General features: G+C 46.7%; 16 protein-coding genes. 2 read left to right on the forward strand and 14 right to left on the reverse strand.

Annotated elements, in window-relative coordinates:
- Nucleotides 1–208 precede the first annotated feature (208 nt).
- Together MHM95_RS14335 and MHM95_RS14340 are read right to left on the reverse strand one after the other, a co-directional pair.
- Nucleotides 209–1,270 carry an OmpA family protein gene (locus MHM95_RS14335; protein ID WP_045979110.1) on the reverse strand — a complete coding sequence of 354 codons (1,062 nt, stop codon included), beginning with the start codon at nucleotides 1,268–1,270 and terminating at the stop codon, nucleotides 209–211.
- A 371-nt stretch (nucleotides 1,271–1,641) separates the two neighbouring features.
- Nucleotides 1,642–2,793, reverse strand: a complete 1,152-nt coding sequence (locus tag MHM95_RS14340; RefSeq protein ID WP_239385618.1) for a DUF5610 domain-containing protein — start codon at nucleotides 2,791–2,793, stop codon at nucleotides 1,642–1,644.
- Nucleotides 2,794–2,988: 195 nt separating this feature from the next.
- On the opposite strand from MHM95_RS14340, the gene trmA reads away from it, so the two are divergent.
- Entirely contained in the window at nucleotides 2,989–4,086 is a 1,098-nt protein-coding gene (trmA, locus tag MHM95_RS14345) for a tRNA (uridine(54)-C5)-methyltransferase TrmA (protein WP_239385619.1), read from the forward strand.
- A gap of 65 nt (nucleotides 4,087–4,151) precedes the next feature.
- Here the strand turns inward: trmA and MHM95_RS14350 are convergent, their stop codons facing one another.
- The 4 genes from MHM95_RS14350 to ccoG are packed head-to-tail and all read right to left on the reverse strand — an operon-like array spanning nucleotide 4,152 to nucleotide 7,870.
- The gene (locus MHM95_RS14350; RefSeq protein ID WP_022943751.1) at nucleotides 4,152–4,784 is read right to left on the reverse strand and encodes a thiol:disulfide interchange protein DsbA/DsbL; all 633 of its coding nucleotides are present in this window, start codon (nucleotides 4,782–4,784) and stop codon (nucleotides 4,152–4,154) included.
- A 12-nt stretch (nucleotides 4,785–4,796) separates the two neighbouring features.
- Nucleotides 4,797–5,417, reverse strand: a complete 621-nt coding sequence (locus MHM95_RS14355) for a thiol:disulfide interchange protein DsbA/DsbL (RefSeq protein WP_026110942.1) — start codon at nucleotides 5,415–5,417, stop codon at nucleotides 4,797–4,799.
- Nucleotides 5,418–5,457: 40 nt separating this feature from the next.
- Entirely contained in the window at nucleotides 5,458–6,435 is a 978-nt protein-coding gene (locus MHM95_RS14360; RefSeq protein WP_239385620.1) for a serine/threonine protein kinase, read from the reverse strand.
- A 1-nt stretch (nucleotide 6,436) separates the two neighbouring features.
- The gene (ccoG, locus tag MHM95_RS14365; protein WP_239385621.1) at nucleotides 6,437–7,870 is read right to left on the reverse strand and encodes a cytochrome c oxidase accessory protein CcoG; all 1,434 of its coding nucleotides are present in this window, start codon (nucleotides 7,868–7,870) and stop codon (nucleotides 6,437–6,439) included.
- A 187-nt stretch (nucleotides 7,871–8,057) separates the two neighbouring features.
- Here ccoG and MHM95_RS14370 point away from each other — a divergent pair, with 187 nt between their 5' ends.
- Nucleotides 8,058–8,399 (forward strand): hypothetical protein, encoded by a 342-nt coding sequence (locus tag MHM95_RS14370; RefSeq protein WP_022943747.1) that lies wholly within the window; start codon nucleotides 8,058–8,060, stop codon nucleotides 8,397–8,399.
- 197 nt (nucleotides 8,400–8,596) lie between these two features.
- Here MHM95_RS14370 and MHM95_RS14375 read toward each other — a convergent pair whose 3' ends face one another.
- Genes MHM95_RS14375 through gspH form a run of 8 tightly spaced genes read right to left on the reverse strand, consistent with a single transcriptional unit; the run spans nucleotide 8,597 to nucleotide 14,245 of the window.
- Nucleotides 8,597–9,202: a UPF0149 family protein gene (locus tag MHM95_RS14375; RefSeq protein ID WP_239385622.1), complete on the reverse strand. Its 606-nt coding sequence runs from the start codon at nucleotides 9,200–9,202 to the stop codon at nucleotides 8,597–8,599.
- Nucleotides 9,202–9,966, reverse strand: coding sequence for a type II secretion system protein N (locus tag MHM95_RS14380; RefSeq protein WP_235419467.1), 765 nt, complete (start codon nucleotides 9,964–9,966; stop codon nucleotides 9,202–9,204). The genes MHM95_RS14375 and MHM95_RS14380 overlap by 1 nt, the downstream gene beginning before the upstream one ends.
- 2 nt (nucleotides 9,967–9,968) lie before the next feature.
- On the reverse strand, nucleotides 9,969–10,436 hold the full coding sequence (locus MHM95_RS14385) for a type II secretion system protein M (protein WP_045979103.1): 468 nt from the start codon (nucleotides 10,434–10,436) through the stop codon (nucleotides 9,969–9,971).
- Nucleotides 10,433–11,641: a type II secretion system protein GspL gene (gene gspL / locus MHM95_RS14390; protein WP_239385623.1), complete on the reverse strand. Its 1,209-nt coding sequence runs from the start codon at nucleotides 11,639–11,641 to the stop codon at nucleotides 10,433–10,435. The genes MHM95_RS14385 and gspL overlap by 4 nt, the downstream gene beginning before the upstream one ends.
- Entirely contained in the window at nucleotides 11,638–12,636 is a 999-nt protein-coding gene (gene gspK, locus MHM95_RS14395) for a type II secretion system minor pseudopilin GspK (RefSeq protein ID WP_022943741.1), read from the reverse strand. Before gspK ends, gspL begins: the two co-directional genes overlap by 4 nt.
- Nucleotides 12,623–13,279, reverse strand: a complete 657-nt coding sequence (gspJ, locus tag MHM95_RS14400) for a type II secretion system minor pseudopilin GspJ (protein WP_138587347.1) — start codon at nucleotides 13,277–13,279, stop codon at nucleotides 12,623–12,625. The genes gspK and gspJ overlap by 14 nt, the downstream gene beginning before the upstream one ends.
- On the reverse strand, nucleotides 13,266–13,670 hold the full coding sequence (gspI, locus tag MHM95_RS14405; RefSeq protein WP_022943739.1) for a type II secretion system minor pseudopilin GspI: 405 nt from the start codon (nucleotides 13,668–13,670) through the stop codon (nucleotides 13,266–13,268). The genes gspJ and gspI overlap by 14 nt, the downstream gene beginning before the upstream one ends.
- Complete coding sequence (gene gspH / locus MHM95_RS14410; protein ID WP_239385624.1) at nucleotides 13,667–14,245, reverse strand: type II secretion system minor pseudopilin GspH; 579 nt, start codon at nucleotides 14,243–14,245, stop codon at nucleotides 13,667–13,669. Before gspH ends, gspI begins: the two co-directional genes overlap by 4 nt.
- Nucleotides 14,246–14,249 lie beyond the last annotated feature (4 nt).

Genomic DNA, 14,249 nt, shown 5'->3' on the forward strand with positions numbered 1-14,249 from the left:
TACGTACTATTTATAAAATTTTGACACGAATACAATTATAAAGGCTTTAAAGATAGAAGAAAATTGCTGCCATTGCCCAGTAAGGAAATAGTCACTATAAATTTGATGAATATCAATTAAGAGAAGATATAAAGTGGTGAATATTGAGTAATAATTATTTGCAACAAAAAAGCCCAGCATCGCGCTGGGCTTTTTCATCAGTTGATACTTAGTTGCGATTTACTTTTACGCGTTCAGTTACAGAGATATGTGCTTCAACGCGACGGTTTTGCGCATGTGCTTGTGCAGTGTTTGCATCGTTTAACAAGCGCTCTTCACCGAAGCCCACCGTATTGATGCGCGACTCGGCAATGCCGTCGTCGATAAGCTGGTTCGCTACGTGATCGGCACGCTTTTTAGAGAGCGTTTTGTTATAAGCGGCATCACCCACTGCAGAGGCGTGACCTTCCAATAGCACAGTGGTTTTTGGGTACTCTTTCATAAAGTCAGCCACTTCTTGAATATCATCAAAGTAACGCTGGTTTACGTCTGAGTTATCATGCGGGAAGCGCACTAACAAGCTCACTTTATCGCCTTTTTCCATGTAACGAGTACAGCCGTTCTCATCCACCGCATCGGTCATAGGTGTATTTGCGCAATTATCTCGCGCGTCAATAACACCGTCTTTATCGCTGTCTTTCGGCTCTTCTTTCACTACTGGAGCAACAACAGGCTCTGGCGCCGGCTCTACTTTTTTCGGCTGCGGCTTATCACCAAAGTGATAGCTAAGACCGAGTTTAAGGCCGAAGTCTGAGTGATTTTGGTTCAAGCCTTCGTAGTAATTTGCTTCACCATATGCAGCCCAGTTATAAGTTAGGTGATGGCGAAAACCCACACCTAGATTTGCCGCATTGAAGTCGTTATAAACATCAAACTTCTTAGCACCCAACACACCATAAACGGTATCGTTAAAGTGGTATAGTACGTCCGCACCATAACGCTCGCCGGTTTTATGATTGTCAGTATTTTCAATATCAAGCTCGAGTGCAGCGAACTCTAGGCGTGCAGTCCAATATTCGTTAAAGCGATAACCCACTTCAACACCTGAGCCAAAAGATTCGCCAATTTCAGTGCCTACAGGCGCACCATCGATGCGATCCCAATCGGCCCAGAAATAATCCCCAAAAACACCAATATGGAGGCCTTCTTGCGGGTTTGTTTGTTCGTCAGCCATAACGCCTTGAGTTGCGAAAGCCAGTACAATAGCTGCAGAGAGTGATTTGATTTTCATTGTATCCATCCCATGTTAACGATTATCGAGCACGCGCTTAGCATTTGTGCGTCACACACCAGATTGAAAAAGCGGCTAATACTGCTTCATAAATCTGAGCTCGTTCGATTGTTATTGACTTTATTAGCTGGCATTTCTTGCTCTTATCGTAGCCACATTAATCAATGTGCTCTACGTCGTGGTCCAAGCCAACAGTTCATTTCCACACCCAAAGTGTAGACCGCAGTGAAGCAAAAACAAAAGCTTAGCCCCACTTTGTACTTTAAATTTAAACACAGGTTTGCTGAATAGCTGCTGAGCATCATATTAAAGTACTATGAACTGAATGTAACCAAGGCATTAAAAAAGCACCAAATGGTGCTTTTTGTTTATTACTCGCTGTCATCGCTGGGGGTCGATGGTGAGTCTTTTAACAGCTGCTCCAGCTGCGAGAACATCGCTTTGCTGTAGTCAATAAACTCTTGCACTTTCTCTTGCTCTTTATCTTGATTGAGCCAAAGCATCAACCCCGATAGCTCATTTTGCAGCCCTAAGTCACCGGCCTGCTTGTATGCCTCTTTCAGCGACTCATTGAAAGGTTGCAGCTCTTTGGCAACTTCTTTACCTGGTGCCGTGCGCTCATACTCTCTTATTGCAGCACGAGTTTTAGTTTGTGTCAGATCCATAGAGAAGGCGACTAGCTCTGGATTATCTAGCTGCAACTCACTGGCTTTATTGAACGCATCATCATATTGGCCGCTAAAGAAGTCTTCACTTACGCCTTGTAGTTGTGCCATGAAATCATTTACAGCTTGCTGCTCATCTTCATTTAATTCGCCATTAACCGATAACGTGAAGTTTAATTCCTGCTTCTCAAACTGTTCAGATGCATAGCCAGCCCCTTGCTTTTCGCCGGGGGCAAATAAACTGGCTGCCGCACCAGCTTGGTAGTTTTGCGCTAAACTAACGACCACTTCATCGCCTTCAGCGGTAGTAAAACGATACTCGGCATTATTTTGTAGCTGCATATACTGGGCTTGGCTTACCGCTACGCCATTACCAATACTTTGCTCGCCAAAAAGCGATTGCTCAAACTCATTGAGTCCTTCCTCAATGCCTTTTTGTGACTGCTCAATGCCGGTTTTAATTTCGTCGTTGAGTAGCCCAGCATCTTCAAGCTCACCGTAGGCATCATCAATACCGGTTTGCACGCCTTCGCGCGCTTGCGCCAGCATTTCTTGTAACTTGTCGTCATTGGCGCCATCGGCTTTCGCTTTTTTCACCGCACCAGTGACAAACTGCAGCACATTTTTCACTACCTCTTCGAAGTCAAATAACGGCTTGCTTTGCTGTTTTGGTTGTTCGAGACCTAACGCTTGCGCCAATTTGTCATTCAATACCTTGGCACCCACTTGGCCATAACCCGATGAGTAACTATCAAACCTCGGAGAGTTAATCGCGGGCTGTGCCGGCGCATCACCTTTATTTTTTAAACCAGAACGATTGCTTTGGTTAAAGATATGATTTAAATCGCTAATTTTCATGAGCTAAGGCCCTCCTCTGCAGTGGTTGCCAAGCCTTGGCAGCACACATTCATGAGTCAATTAATATACTACTATTGCTGTTATCGGCAGCACGCACAGAAACTGTAGAAATTTTGTGCACTTTATAATGGCCGATACTGGACAAACCGTGGCAACTGCCTACAATAGCGGCGCACTTAATAACGAGAGGTTTGCATGCCAGTAATTGATATCGATACCAGCACCTATGACGCGCAGCTAACAGAAAAACAACAACGAATCACGACACAGTTTTCGCGCTTTGGTGTGCAACAGCTTGAAGTGTTTGCTTCGCCGCCGAAGCATTACCGTCAACGTGCTGAGTTTAGAGTATGGCATGATCAGGACGAGCTCTACCACATTATGTTTGACCCCGTGAGCAAAGAGAAGATCCGCGTTGATCAGTTTGACCCGGGTGCGCCGTTAATCAATGACCTTATGAGCGCGCTTATCAACGAGCTCAAAGATGATGAGTTGATGCGCCGTAAACTGTTTCAAATCGATTACCTCACGACGCTAAGCGGTGAGGCGTTGGTGAGCTTGCTTTACCACAAGCCACTCAACGAGCAATGGCTAGCTGGTGCCAAGGAATTACAAGCAAGATTACAACAACGCTTTAATGTTGAACTCATTGGCCGTGCTCGCAAACAAAAAGAAGTGTTAGGAAATGACTATGTTATCGAGCGCTTGCAGGTAAATGGCCAGCAGTACGTTTATCAGCAAGTAGAAAACAGCTTTACCCAACCCAATGCCAAGGTGAACGAGCTAATGCTGGGCTGGGCTCAAGATGTGTGCGCCCCTTTGAATAATGATTTGCTCGAGCTTTATTGCGGTAATGGTAACTTCTCAGTCGCCTTAGCAGGGTCTTTCAATCGCGTATTGGCCACAGAAATTTCGAAGTCATCGGTTAAATCGGCACAATACAATATCGCAGCTAATAAGGTGACTAACCTTGATATTATTCGTATGAGTAGCGAGGAGTTTACCCAAGCTATGCGTCAAGAACGTAGCTTTAGCCGCTTAAAAGACATCGACTTACAAGAGTATAACTGCCAGACCATCTTGGTTGATCCACCGCGTGCTGGCATGGATGAGCTAACCTGTAAGTTGGTGAGTGAGTATGACAATATTGTCTACATCTCCTGTAACCCAGACACATTAGAGCGCGACTTAGATAGGCTAGCAAGTACTCATAAGGTAACGCGATTCGCGATTTTTGATCAGTTCCCTTACACCCATCATATTGAATCCGGTGTATTTCTCACTCGCAAGTAGCTGACATTATTTGCAGAATAAAAAAACCGCATCATTAAATGCGGTTTTTTTGTGTCTTTCTTAACTTATTTTTTCGCAAGAAAGTTAATCAGTGCGGCAATATCTTCTGGGTCGGTAACGCCTGACTCACGACCTAGTAGTAGGCGATATTTACCATTAACAATAAAGGTAGGAACACCGCGTAGGGCCCCTTTTTCTTTAAAGTATTCTTGATCGCGCTGCATCTTCGAGGCTTTGGTGCGAATAGCAAAGCCTTTGAATAGCTTGTCAAACTTGTCGCCATCTACGCCGTTGGCAACAAAAATATCTTTCACATCAGCGACTTCGTTAAACTTAGCGCGCTTAGTGTGGATATGACTAAACATGGCTGCAATCAACTTGTCTTTTTGCGGCAGCACTTCAGCAGTCGCGAGTGCTTGTGACAGCATATCTTGATTCTCGGTGCTGCGGCCGCCCATGAAGTTAACGTGGCTTTTCTTAAAATCAACATCTTTGCTGAGCTTAGGTTTTACATCCATAAGCAAGCCTTCATAGGCGTTACATGCGGGGCAATAGAAAGAGAAAAACTCTTTCACTTCCGGCTTACGACTAGCTCTGTCCGAAACCACTTCATAGTGCGTGCCTTCTTCAAACTGTGCCGCAATCGCACTGATGGGCAGCGCCAATGCCATCATGGCTAAAGCAATGAACTTCTTCATCGAGTACTCCGATTATTTTTCTAATAAATAGTTTACGAGCTCGTTTAGCTCTTGTTGCGATGCCACTTTATGCACATGCACTTTGTACTTATCGTTAACGATGAGTGTTGGCACACCGGTCAAAGCACCTAGCTTTGAGTAAGTTGTTTGGTCATCCACGGCTTCTTTCTCGCCATTTACAACAGGCTCGCTCGCAGCAAGCATAGCGAAACGTTGGGCATCAATGCCTTGCTCTGCGAGCAATGCTTCCACAGACTCTTGCGTTTGTAATGGCTCGCGTTGACGGTGAATGCTATCAAAAATCGCCTGCGCTACTTCGGCATCTTTACCTTCTTCTTTGGCAACGAGGTAAGCCCGAGTTAGGCGGTTTTGCGCATCTTTATCAATACGTAAGAAGTTTACATGGCTCTTAACTAAAGGCACACCTTCAGGCAGTGACTCTTCAAGTGCCCCAACAATGGGCTCAAGCTTGAAGCAATGAGGGCAGTAGAAAGAGAAAAATTCGGTTACTTTATCAGCTTCAGACGCTTCAGCTTCAAGCACTTGATAGTGCTCGCCCGCTTTAAAGTCAGCTGCCCAAGCGGCAACAGGTAGGCAAAGTAGTAGTAGTGAATATTTTAAAGTTTTTATCATAGTCATCTCAATGTATACATTAAACATCAAAAGCAGGTGCTTAAGGTAAAAGTTTTAATGGTGGCTCATCTAACGCCGCCAACTGCTCTTTTAAAGCCAGAGTTTGCTGTTCCCAGTATTTGTCTTCAGCAAACCAAGAAAAGTTCCGTTCAAACGCCGGATCTGACCAACGTTTTGCTATCCAGCCCATATAATGCACCATGCGCATGGCTCGCAATGGCTCAATCAATCGCAACTGAGAATGGTCGAAGTCGGCAAACTCTTCATATGCCAGAACCAAGGTATCAAGCTGCAGTAACTGATTTTGCCTGTCACCACTGAGCATCATCCATAAATCTTGAATCGCAGGGCCTTGTCGGCTGTCATCAAGGTCAACGAATGTCAGGGTGTTGTCCGCAGACCATAGAATGTTGCCAGCGTGACAGTCACCATGCAAGCGAATACTCTGCGAACAATCATAAAGTTGTACCGTTTTATCGATAACCTGTTGCAGTACCGTATAAAATGGCAGCGACATGGCTGTGCTCACCAAGTTACTTTGCTGCAAATGAACCTTAGCTTGATGCAAATACTCGTCGCACCCAAGCGTTGGTCGCTGCTCAAAAGCAGACGCTTTAGCTGTTTGATGCATCCGCCCGATTAAACGCCCGAGTTGCTCCAACTGATCCAGATTGTCCATTTCAAACTGCCGCCCCCCCACACTTGGGAACAGAGTAAAACGATAACCTTGATGCTTAAACAGGGTTTTGCCGTTGATTGTCAAAGGTGCCACCACTGGCACCTCAGCATCCATCAATTCTTGGGTGAAGCGGTGCTCTTCCAAAATTTGTACATCGCTCCAACGCTCTGGGCGATAGAACTTTACAACATAGCGGCGCTTATCCTCTGCCAAAAATTGATACACCCGATTCTCATAGCTGTTGAGTGCTAATAACCCCGACTCGGCATACACCTCAACCGAATCAAGGGCATCTAAAATGGTGTCAGGTGTCAAAGATGCAAAACTAAACTCGCTCACATTAGCGCCCTTTAAAGAAGTTGCTGGATTGCTTAAGCTGAGTGTCAGGGCTATCCACTGGGTAAAGCACAAACTCAAATTCGGTCATTGGCTTACGTAAGTCATAAGGGTCAATGATCACCGACAACGGTGCATTATGGGAGCGCCCCGGCTGCACGGTGAACTCCTGCTCACCAATTACTTGATAATGCTCCAGCCCCTGCACTTCGACTCTAAAACGCTGTTCCTGCTGGGCTTTATTAAGAATTTTTAAGGTATAGGTATTCTCTACCAAGCCTTCCATATTGACCCGGTACAGCTGATTACGATCGCGGATAATGTCTAAGTCCATCGGCACGCGCATCATAATATTGGCCGCCAGCGCACCAATAAGAATAAATAGAATGACTGAATAGCCAATCAGCTTGCCACGAACGGGTTTGGTTTTCTCTGCCGACGCTTCAAGATTGCGCTCGGTGGTGTAGGAGATGAGCCCACGTGGATAATTCATTTTATCCATCACGCCATCGCAGGCATCAATACAGGCGCCGCAGTTTATACACTCATATTGTAGGCCGTTACGAATATCAATGCCGGTCGGGCACACTTGCACACACAAGTTACAGTCGATGCAATCGCCTAAACCCAGTTCCTTTGGATCTTGTTTGCGCCCACGTGGACCACGTTTCTCACCGCGCTTAGCATCGTAACTGACTGTGAAGGTATCTTTATCAAACATGGCTGATTGGAAACGTGAGTAAGGACAAATATGCAAACACATGATTTCGCGCATCCACCCAGCATTACCGTAGGTACATAGCGTAAAGACAGCAATACTTAATACCGCATAACCACCGGCTGAAAAGGTAAAAAAGTCGGGCAACAACTCACGAATCGGAGTGAAGTAGCCAACGAAGGTAATAGCGGTATAGAGAGAGAAAAGCAGCCAGCTACCATGCTTGGCTGTTTTACGCCAAAACTTATCAAAGTCCATGGGGCGTTGATCCAACTTTTTACGCTGGTTTGCAGTGCCCTCTATCTTCTCTTCGAACCAAATAAAAATAAACGTCCACACGGTTTGCGGGCAGGTATAACCACACCATACTCGGCCGTAAAAGGTAGTCACCAAAAACAGCGCAAAGGCAGCAATCATAAAAATAAACGCGAGAATGGTGAGGTCTTGCGGTAAAAACGTCAGCCCAAAAATGGTGAAGTGCTGGTTCATTAAATCGAATAACACTGCTTGCTGGCCATTGTAATTAACCCAAGGAAGTAACATAAAGGCCAACATTCCTACCAGACCAATACGTTGACGTAACAATTGATGGAGGCCTGTTACAGCGCGAACGTAAATGCGGTTACGGGGATTAAATCGATCGCTTTGCGCCGCACTGGGCTTTTCGATCTTCACGTCAGTAGGGATATTTTTTACCTTGATCCGCTGCTCTTTATCCATTGTCTTTCCTCAACGCCACGTTTTTAGGAAGGGGACAGTTAGTTTAACTGCTTAGAGTGCAAGTATATCAATTTAGCGACAAAAATGATGCCTTCGCAGGCATATATCATGGCTTTTGCTTGCTTTTAAAACACAGAGTTTACTAAACTAGGGCTGCGCTCGCAGTTACCTAGATCAAGGTTTAGTTATGAAGAAGTTATTGGTTATTATTTTTTTGGTGTTGGCTTTTTTCACCATAGACCACCCGATAGTAAAAGGCCCCCGCGACAAGCTGTTTAATCAGACCATGTCCGATTTGAGCGCGGCCAGTAAAGTGAATAAAGAAGTCAAAGCCAAACGAGCCCTAGAGCAAATTCGCCAACAGGTACGCTTGACAGACAAACAGGATCAACACCTAGCCTCTGCTTTGAATACCGTCAATGGCATGTACGCATGGGAGCGTAAATACTGTTTAAATCGCGAGCTTAATGAATATCTGTTTGGTGATGCTTTGCGCCAAAGCTGCTCGGTCATCGCCAGCACCCACTAAGTTATGGATTTCTCGTCACTGACCAAAAAGCAAAGCCAGTCGTTTGTGCAGCAAAAAAAATTGCTACAGCGACTGTCTAAAGGTCAAGAGGTGCGCTGCGAGCACTGCCATGGAAAAGTCATCCTGGCTCTAGTTGAGCCGGGCTATGCGAGCGCACGGTGCGAAAAGGGCTGTACCGACGTGCTATTACAGCTATCCTAGCCGTCCCATTCTTGCTCATCATCAAATAAGCCACTTTGCACTGCGACAAGCTCAATCAGCTCAGCAAAGCCGAGGCTAAAGTCGGCCATCATATCAAACAAGACTTCGGCAAACTGTTGCTCGCTCTGCCCACTTTGTGCCGCTTGTGCGCAAAATGCTTGTTGTTCACTGAACAAACTCAGTACGGTCACCGCTTGTAGCAACATCTCGCGACTGTCATCATCCACCGCCTGCGCCGTTAGCAACGGCTCAATATAATAGCTAACACCAATCGCAAACCCTTGGCTCCACAGAAGTATAGGTGCATCATTGGCAAAGTTATGCTGCCAAGGCTGACGCAATTGCACAACCTTACGCAGGTTGAACCCCTCACTATAAACTTGATCGCTCACCTGTTGCTGCGCATTCATTAACGCAAATAATACGCTCTCATCGCTCTTCGCGGCTTGCTCGCCCAACACATCGACCAACCATTGCTCTGGCTCGATAGGCTGAGGGGCGCACACAAGGGCGAACAAGTAGCCTTGCAGCTGTACAAAGTCCATTGCGTGGTCATGTTCATCCAAGTATTTTTGCAGTTGTTGCTGCACACTGTCGCTCATTAGAAGTTGATCCTATAACGCCCATCACTGGTTTGGTTGCCAAGGAACTGTACAGCATCATGCACATCCTTAGGTAGACTCGCATCCGGCTTTACAAAACCACTTGCTGTAAGTTGACTACGCTCGTTAAGGCCCGCATCAACTTGCAGCCCAAGGCGATTCTCTTTATCAACTTTCACGCTAATGCCGCCGTTTTTACAGGCTAACTGCCCTTCTAATTCACCAATACTGAACCAGCCATTACGCCCTTTCACGGTGATATCTGGTGAGCTAATTTCGCCAGCGAGAACTTGGCAGTGCGGCTGACCCAATTGATAGTGGGCAATATCGACAAAAATTCGCCCCCGCGCTTGGGTGGGAATAGGCAGTTGTACTTGTGCCAATGCCTGCTCTATACGAATACGGGCATTAGCGTCAGTAACCGTTAAGTCCTTCTCAAACAGCCCATAATTAATCACCCCACCCGCAGAGAGCTCTTCAGGGTTACGTTTATTCCCTAAGGTGACATCCACTTGCGCTTTACCTGTTAGTAAAGCCCAGGCATTCACTTGCCACTGCGCTTTGCTCAGGTATTGACCTTGATAGCGCACACCATTTATTTGTCCTTGCCAGATGGTACCGCTTGCTGGGCCTAGCTGTAATCCTGGCGGCAATTGCTTAGCCGCCAAATTAAGCGCGATAGAGGCGGGAAATAAAGCCACAGCAAAGATGATAAAAGATAGTAAAAATAAGCTTCCCAGAGCGAATGCTTTCTTCACAGACATAGTTACTCCAATACAATGCGGCTAACGCGCACATGCCCAGGCTTTTGGTCTTGCGACAGTTCAATATTGGCGATGCTAACGCCGTGATTGTTCACCAACTCGTCAAGCCAAGCTAACAACTGGTTGAACGGTACACTATCAATGTTTACCCGTAAGCCATCACCGCTTGGCTGCATACGGCTGATCGCAATTTGATATCGGCCCCGGGTGCGGTTGACGATTTGCGTCACATTTTTGCCACCGGTGTTGGCAACGGCGCCTTTTGCTTTGAGCTTGACCACACTTTGCTGCACAAATTGCAGCAACTCTTGTTGTTTTAGCTGGTCTTGCTTGGCGTCTTCAATGGCATTATTCAACGGCCGATACACCACCATGACAAAGAAGAACACCACAAATACCGCACCAGCAATTAAGAGTAAGCGCTGCTCTTGCGGCTTTAAGGACTGCCAATAATTAGTGAGTGCGCTCATTGTGCTCCCCTTATTCTTAACTCGCCGATGACACTTTCACCATCGTTATTGAGTGAGCCTTGCTCAACATCTAAACCGCGCTGCTCGAGTTTGGCTTTTACCTGCCCAAAACTTTGGAAATCTTGTCCTCGAGCCCCTACGCGCAGTTCATTGCGACGTTGGTCAAAACGTAATGTTTGCGGCACAAACTGTTTGCTTTGTTGCACCACATCGGCAAAATCTTGTAGTAATAATAAAAATTGGGCGCTCGGCCCTTGGCCACTTTCTTTCAAAGCACCGTTAATCTGGCTCCGTAATAAATGAGGACGCACTTTAGTGCCTGGGAAAGCACGTTCATAAGTGCTGATCACCTGAGCCTTGGTTGCTTCAGCTTGGCTGCTATAGTGATAAAGCTGCGCGCCTTTAACCCCAAGCATAAAGACCAAAGTCACCGCTGCCGCCACCATCGCCGGGCGCCAAGTTTTTAACCAGCCATAGCTTTGCTTTTTATAAGCAAATTCGCCTTGGCGAAGATCGATTGGCGACGAGGCGGTGGCGAACATAGCCAAAGGTAACTCAAACTTCTCTTCATGTACTTCGGTGGCTATCTGCTCACTGTGATAACCAGGCAACGGGCTATACAAGTCTAAGGTTTGTACGCCAACGGCACTTAAAAAGGCTTCAGCCCACTGTGGCTCTAGCTGTGCACCATGCCACGCTCCATAGCGCACCAAAAAGCTATGCTCATTGACAGCCATCGCGGTAGCTCGCTGTGGCTGAGGCTCCGGTAATAACAGAGCATCACTGTGAATATGCTCGACAAGCAATTGCGCATCGCTCAATACTGATAGCCAATTTTGCAACCATTGACGGTTCACCAAAGCAACCTGAATGAAGTGCTGCTCGCCATCACTGTGCGCCAGGCCGTGAGCGATAAACAAGCTGTCGACATCAACGGCAACCTGCTCCTCAATCATATAAGGAAGCGCTTGCTCTAGCTTGCGGCTCCACTTAGTCGGCAATTGCACGCGGTGACATTGCACCTGAGCGCTGGGTAACACTAAGGTGCACTCACGGTTATGTGCTTTCGTTGCTAACTGCTCTAATTCATTGGCATCATGTAGTTGACCACTGCCAATAATTTCATTTTCACTGCGGTTATAGACCAGCCAATGTATGGGCTGATCGGGGCGCTCGCCCACGTGGATCAGTAAGGACTCTCTCACTGCACGCCTCCAAATTTTCGCGCCAAAATAGTTACGTTGTTTTTATCTGCTTGTAGTAATGACGTCATAGTAAACTCGAAATCAACGAAGGTAGCGGTGGTTTGTAATTGAAAGTACTCACTTTTCAACACAAAACGCTCATCATCTGCCTTCACATCCTGTCCGCCTTGTTTTTTTACTTCTGTGGTGAACTCATTGAGCTCATCGAATCCTTCGTCGGGACGAGCGGCAATCACCGCCTGCGCACCTGACTCACTGAGACCATTGACCATTGCTGCCAATAACAGCGCCTGATCTTCAGTAATGGTATTGACGTTAATAGAAAACAGCTCGTCATCAGGAATAACGCACACATAGGGGGCTATTTTCTGCATGACTAAGGGGTTAAAGCCCTTCACTAAACGCAGCTCTGAAATATCGGCGAAGAAGTTATTGGCGGTTAAGTAAGGCACATCACGTGACAAATACTCATCTTCTTCAGCGCCTGAACGCATGGTAATACTGTCTTCATCAAGCCAATCAAAGACACTGTCAGCCATGGCCTCTTCCGACTCTTGCGCAGGCAACTCCTCAACTTCTTTGAGCAAGGCTAGCAGCGCCTTGTGCGCGGGATTTGATTTTACAAAGCCGCCTTCAGCAGCACTGGGCTCAGCGCGCAAGGCATTTAAGTTTAAGCACGTTTGTAAGTCCCTTATCGCACCACTAATGGTGCCGTTTTCCACCGGATAAGGAGTGTCAGCGGCGAGTGCCCAAGGTTGTTGTAAATGCATTTTATCGGGCTCTTTTTCAATACTTTCCCGCAACACTTTTTGTGCCAGCGCTTCCGCTGCATAGGCATACCATTTCGCCTGGCGGAAATCGTCTAAATTCGTAGACTTTTGCACTTGCACCATTAAATTGATGCTCATTTGCGCCGCTATAGTCGTCGCCAAGGCGACAATAAACAACACGATAACCAGCGCTGCACCACGAGCTGACTGTTTACTTTTCGCCACTTTTTGCCTCCTTGCCTTGCCCTGCAAGTAAAAACAAACGTTTAATTGGCTCCCGGTCTTTTAGCGTCAGCTCAATAGATACCGCTTTGGGTAATCCCTCTTGTTGCCACTGTGGTTGCCATGGCTGCTCTCCTTTACTGTCATAAAATTCAAAAGTGAGCTCTTGCACTCCCTCCAACAGCACTTGCACACGTGGCTCTGTACTATCTAACTGATCGACATAGAGTCGATATAGCCGCTCTAGCCGCTCCTCTTGTACCCGGTATGCCACAGCTTGCAATTCACTACGCGGCAATAGGTAGCCGGGGTTCGTCCAGCCGCTGCGTACAAAGCCGATACCATCAAACTCGCTATCGAATAAATAACGTTCGTGCATCAGGAATTGCTCTTGCGTATCACCCGCCTCGTTGCGCACTTTGCGTTTAGTGATCTGGCTAAAGTCTTGCTCTAGCATACGAAATACGTTTTGTAGCCGTGAGAGCTCATCCAAGGTTTGCTCTGACGCTTCCTTGGTGCGTGTGGTTACATCCAAAATCTGATGGGTTGCGCCGATAATAAACACCATCACAGCCAACGCGACCAACACCTCGACTAAGGTAAAACCGCCTTCGCCCGCATTGTGACAGCCATTAGCGCCGGCCATTGCTTTTGGCCTCTTTATCGATATAGGTGGACAGGGTGTAAGCAAACTGCTCGTATTGCTCATCGGTGTACACCTCGATATCCACTTTTACAAAGCTACTATCCGCCGTGCGCGTGACTTTTTGCTGCCAATACCAGGTTTGTCCAGCCAACTCGACTTTGCCTTTATGGTTATTTTTAGCAGCCCACTTGTCACCTTGAGCACGAATTTCAACTAACTGGTTTTCTGCCACCCAAGACGCATAGGTTTGCTCTTCGATGGTACTTAAGTGATTAATATGCTCGCCGCTGATTTGCATCGCCGCGATGCCAGCCATGGCGCATATACTTAAGGCCACCATAACTTCCAACAACGTAAAGCCCTGATACCGCCAACCTCTGCCTCGATTCATGGCCACTGCTCTCTATCAAGTGCAACAGGAGCCATAAACTCACCGGTAATAGTGTAGGGCATAAGCTCTTCTTCACGGCTATCCACGGCCAACGCCAGCTCAAACGGGCTGACCTCTCCAGAGGAAAGGATCATCACTTGCGGGATTTTCATTTTTTCCAGCTCAAGGAAGTCCTCTTCATCGACCCCTAAAAGCTGCTGCCAGTCGACGGCATCGAGCAGGCTATCTTGCGCCCATGGCAAATCTTCTTGATTCAAGGTCAACTCAAAAGGCGGTTCGAATTGCTTGCCTTTCAGTATCCCTTCGGCATCTTCCAATGGCCGCCATTCCTGCTCAGCATAGGTTAAAAACTCATAGCCATTATCGGCAACATACAACCCTAATTGACGCTGATTTAAAATGGCGTACTCAGAGGCATAATTAATACTGGTTTGCAGCGCGAGAGCGTGTTGCTCGAGCTCATCCTCATGTGAGTCATCGATGCTGTATACCACGAGGTTAGCGGTAAAAGCGATGATCGCTAAAACCACTAAAATCTCGATTAAACTAAAGCCACGATGACGAGCAACTGCCATACAA

This window comes from Pseudoalteromonas sp. CnMc7-15, assembly GCF_022347925.1.
GTDB classification, from domain to species: Bacteria; Pseudomonadota; Gammaproteobacteria; order Enterobacterales; family Alteromonadaceae; genus Pseudoalteromonas; species Pseudoalteromonas ruthenica.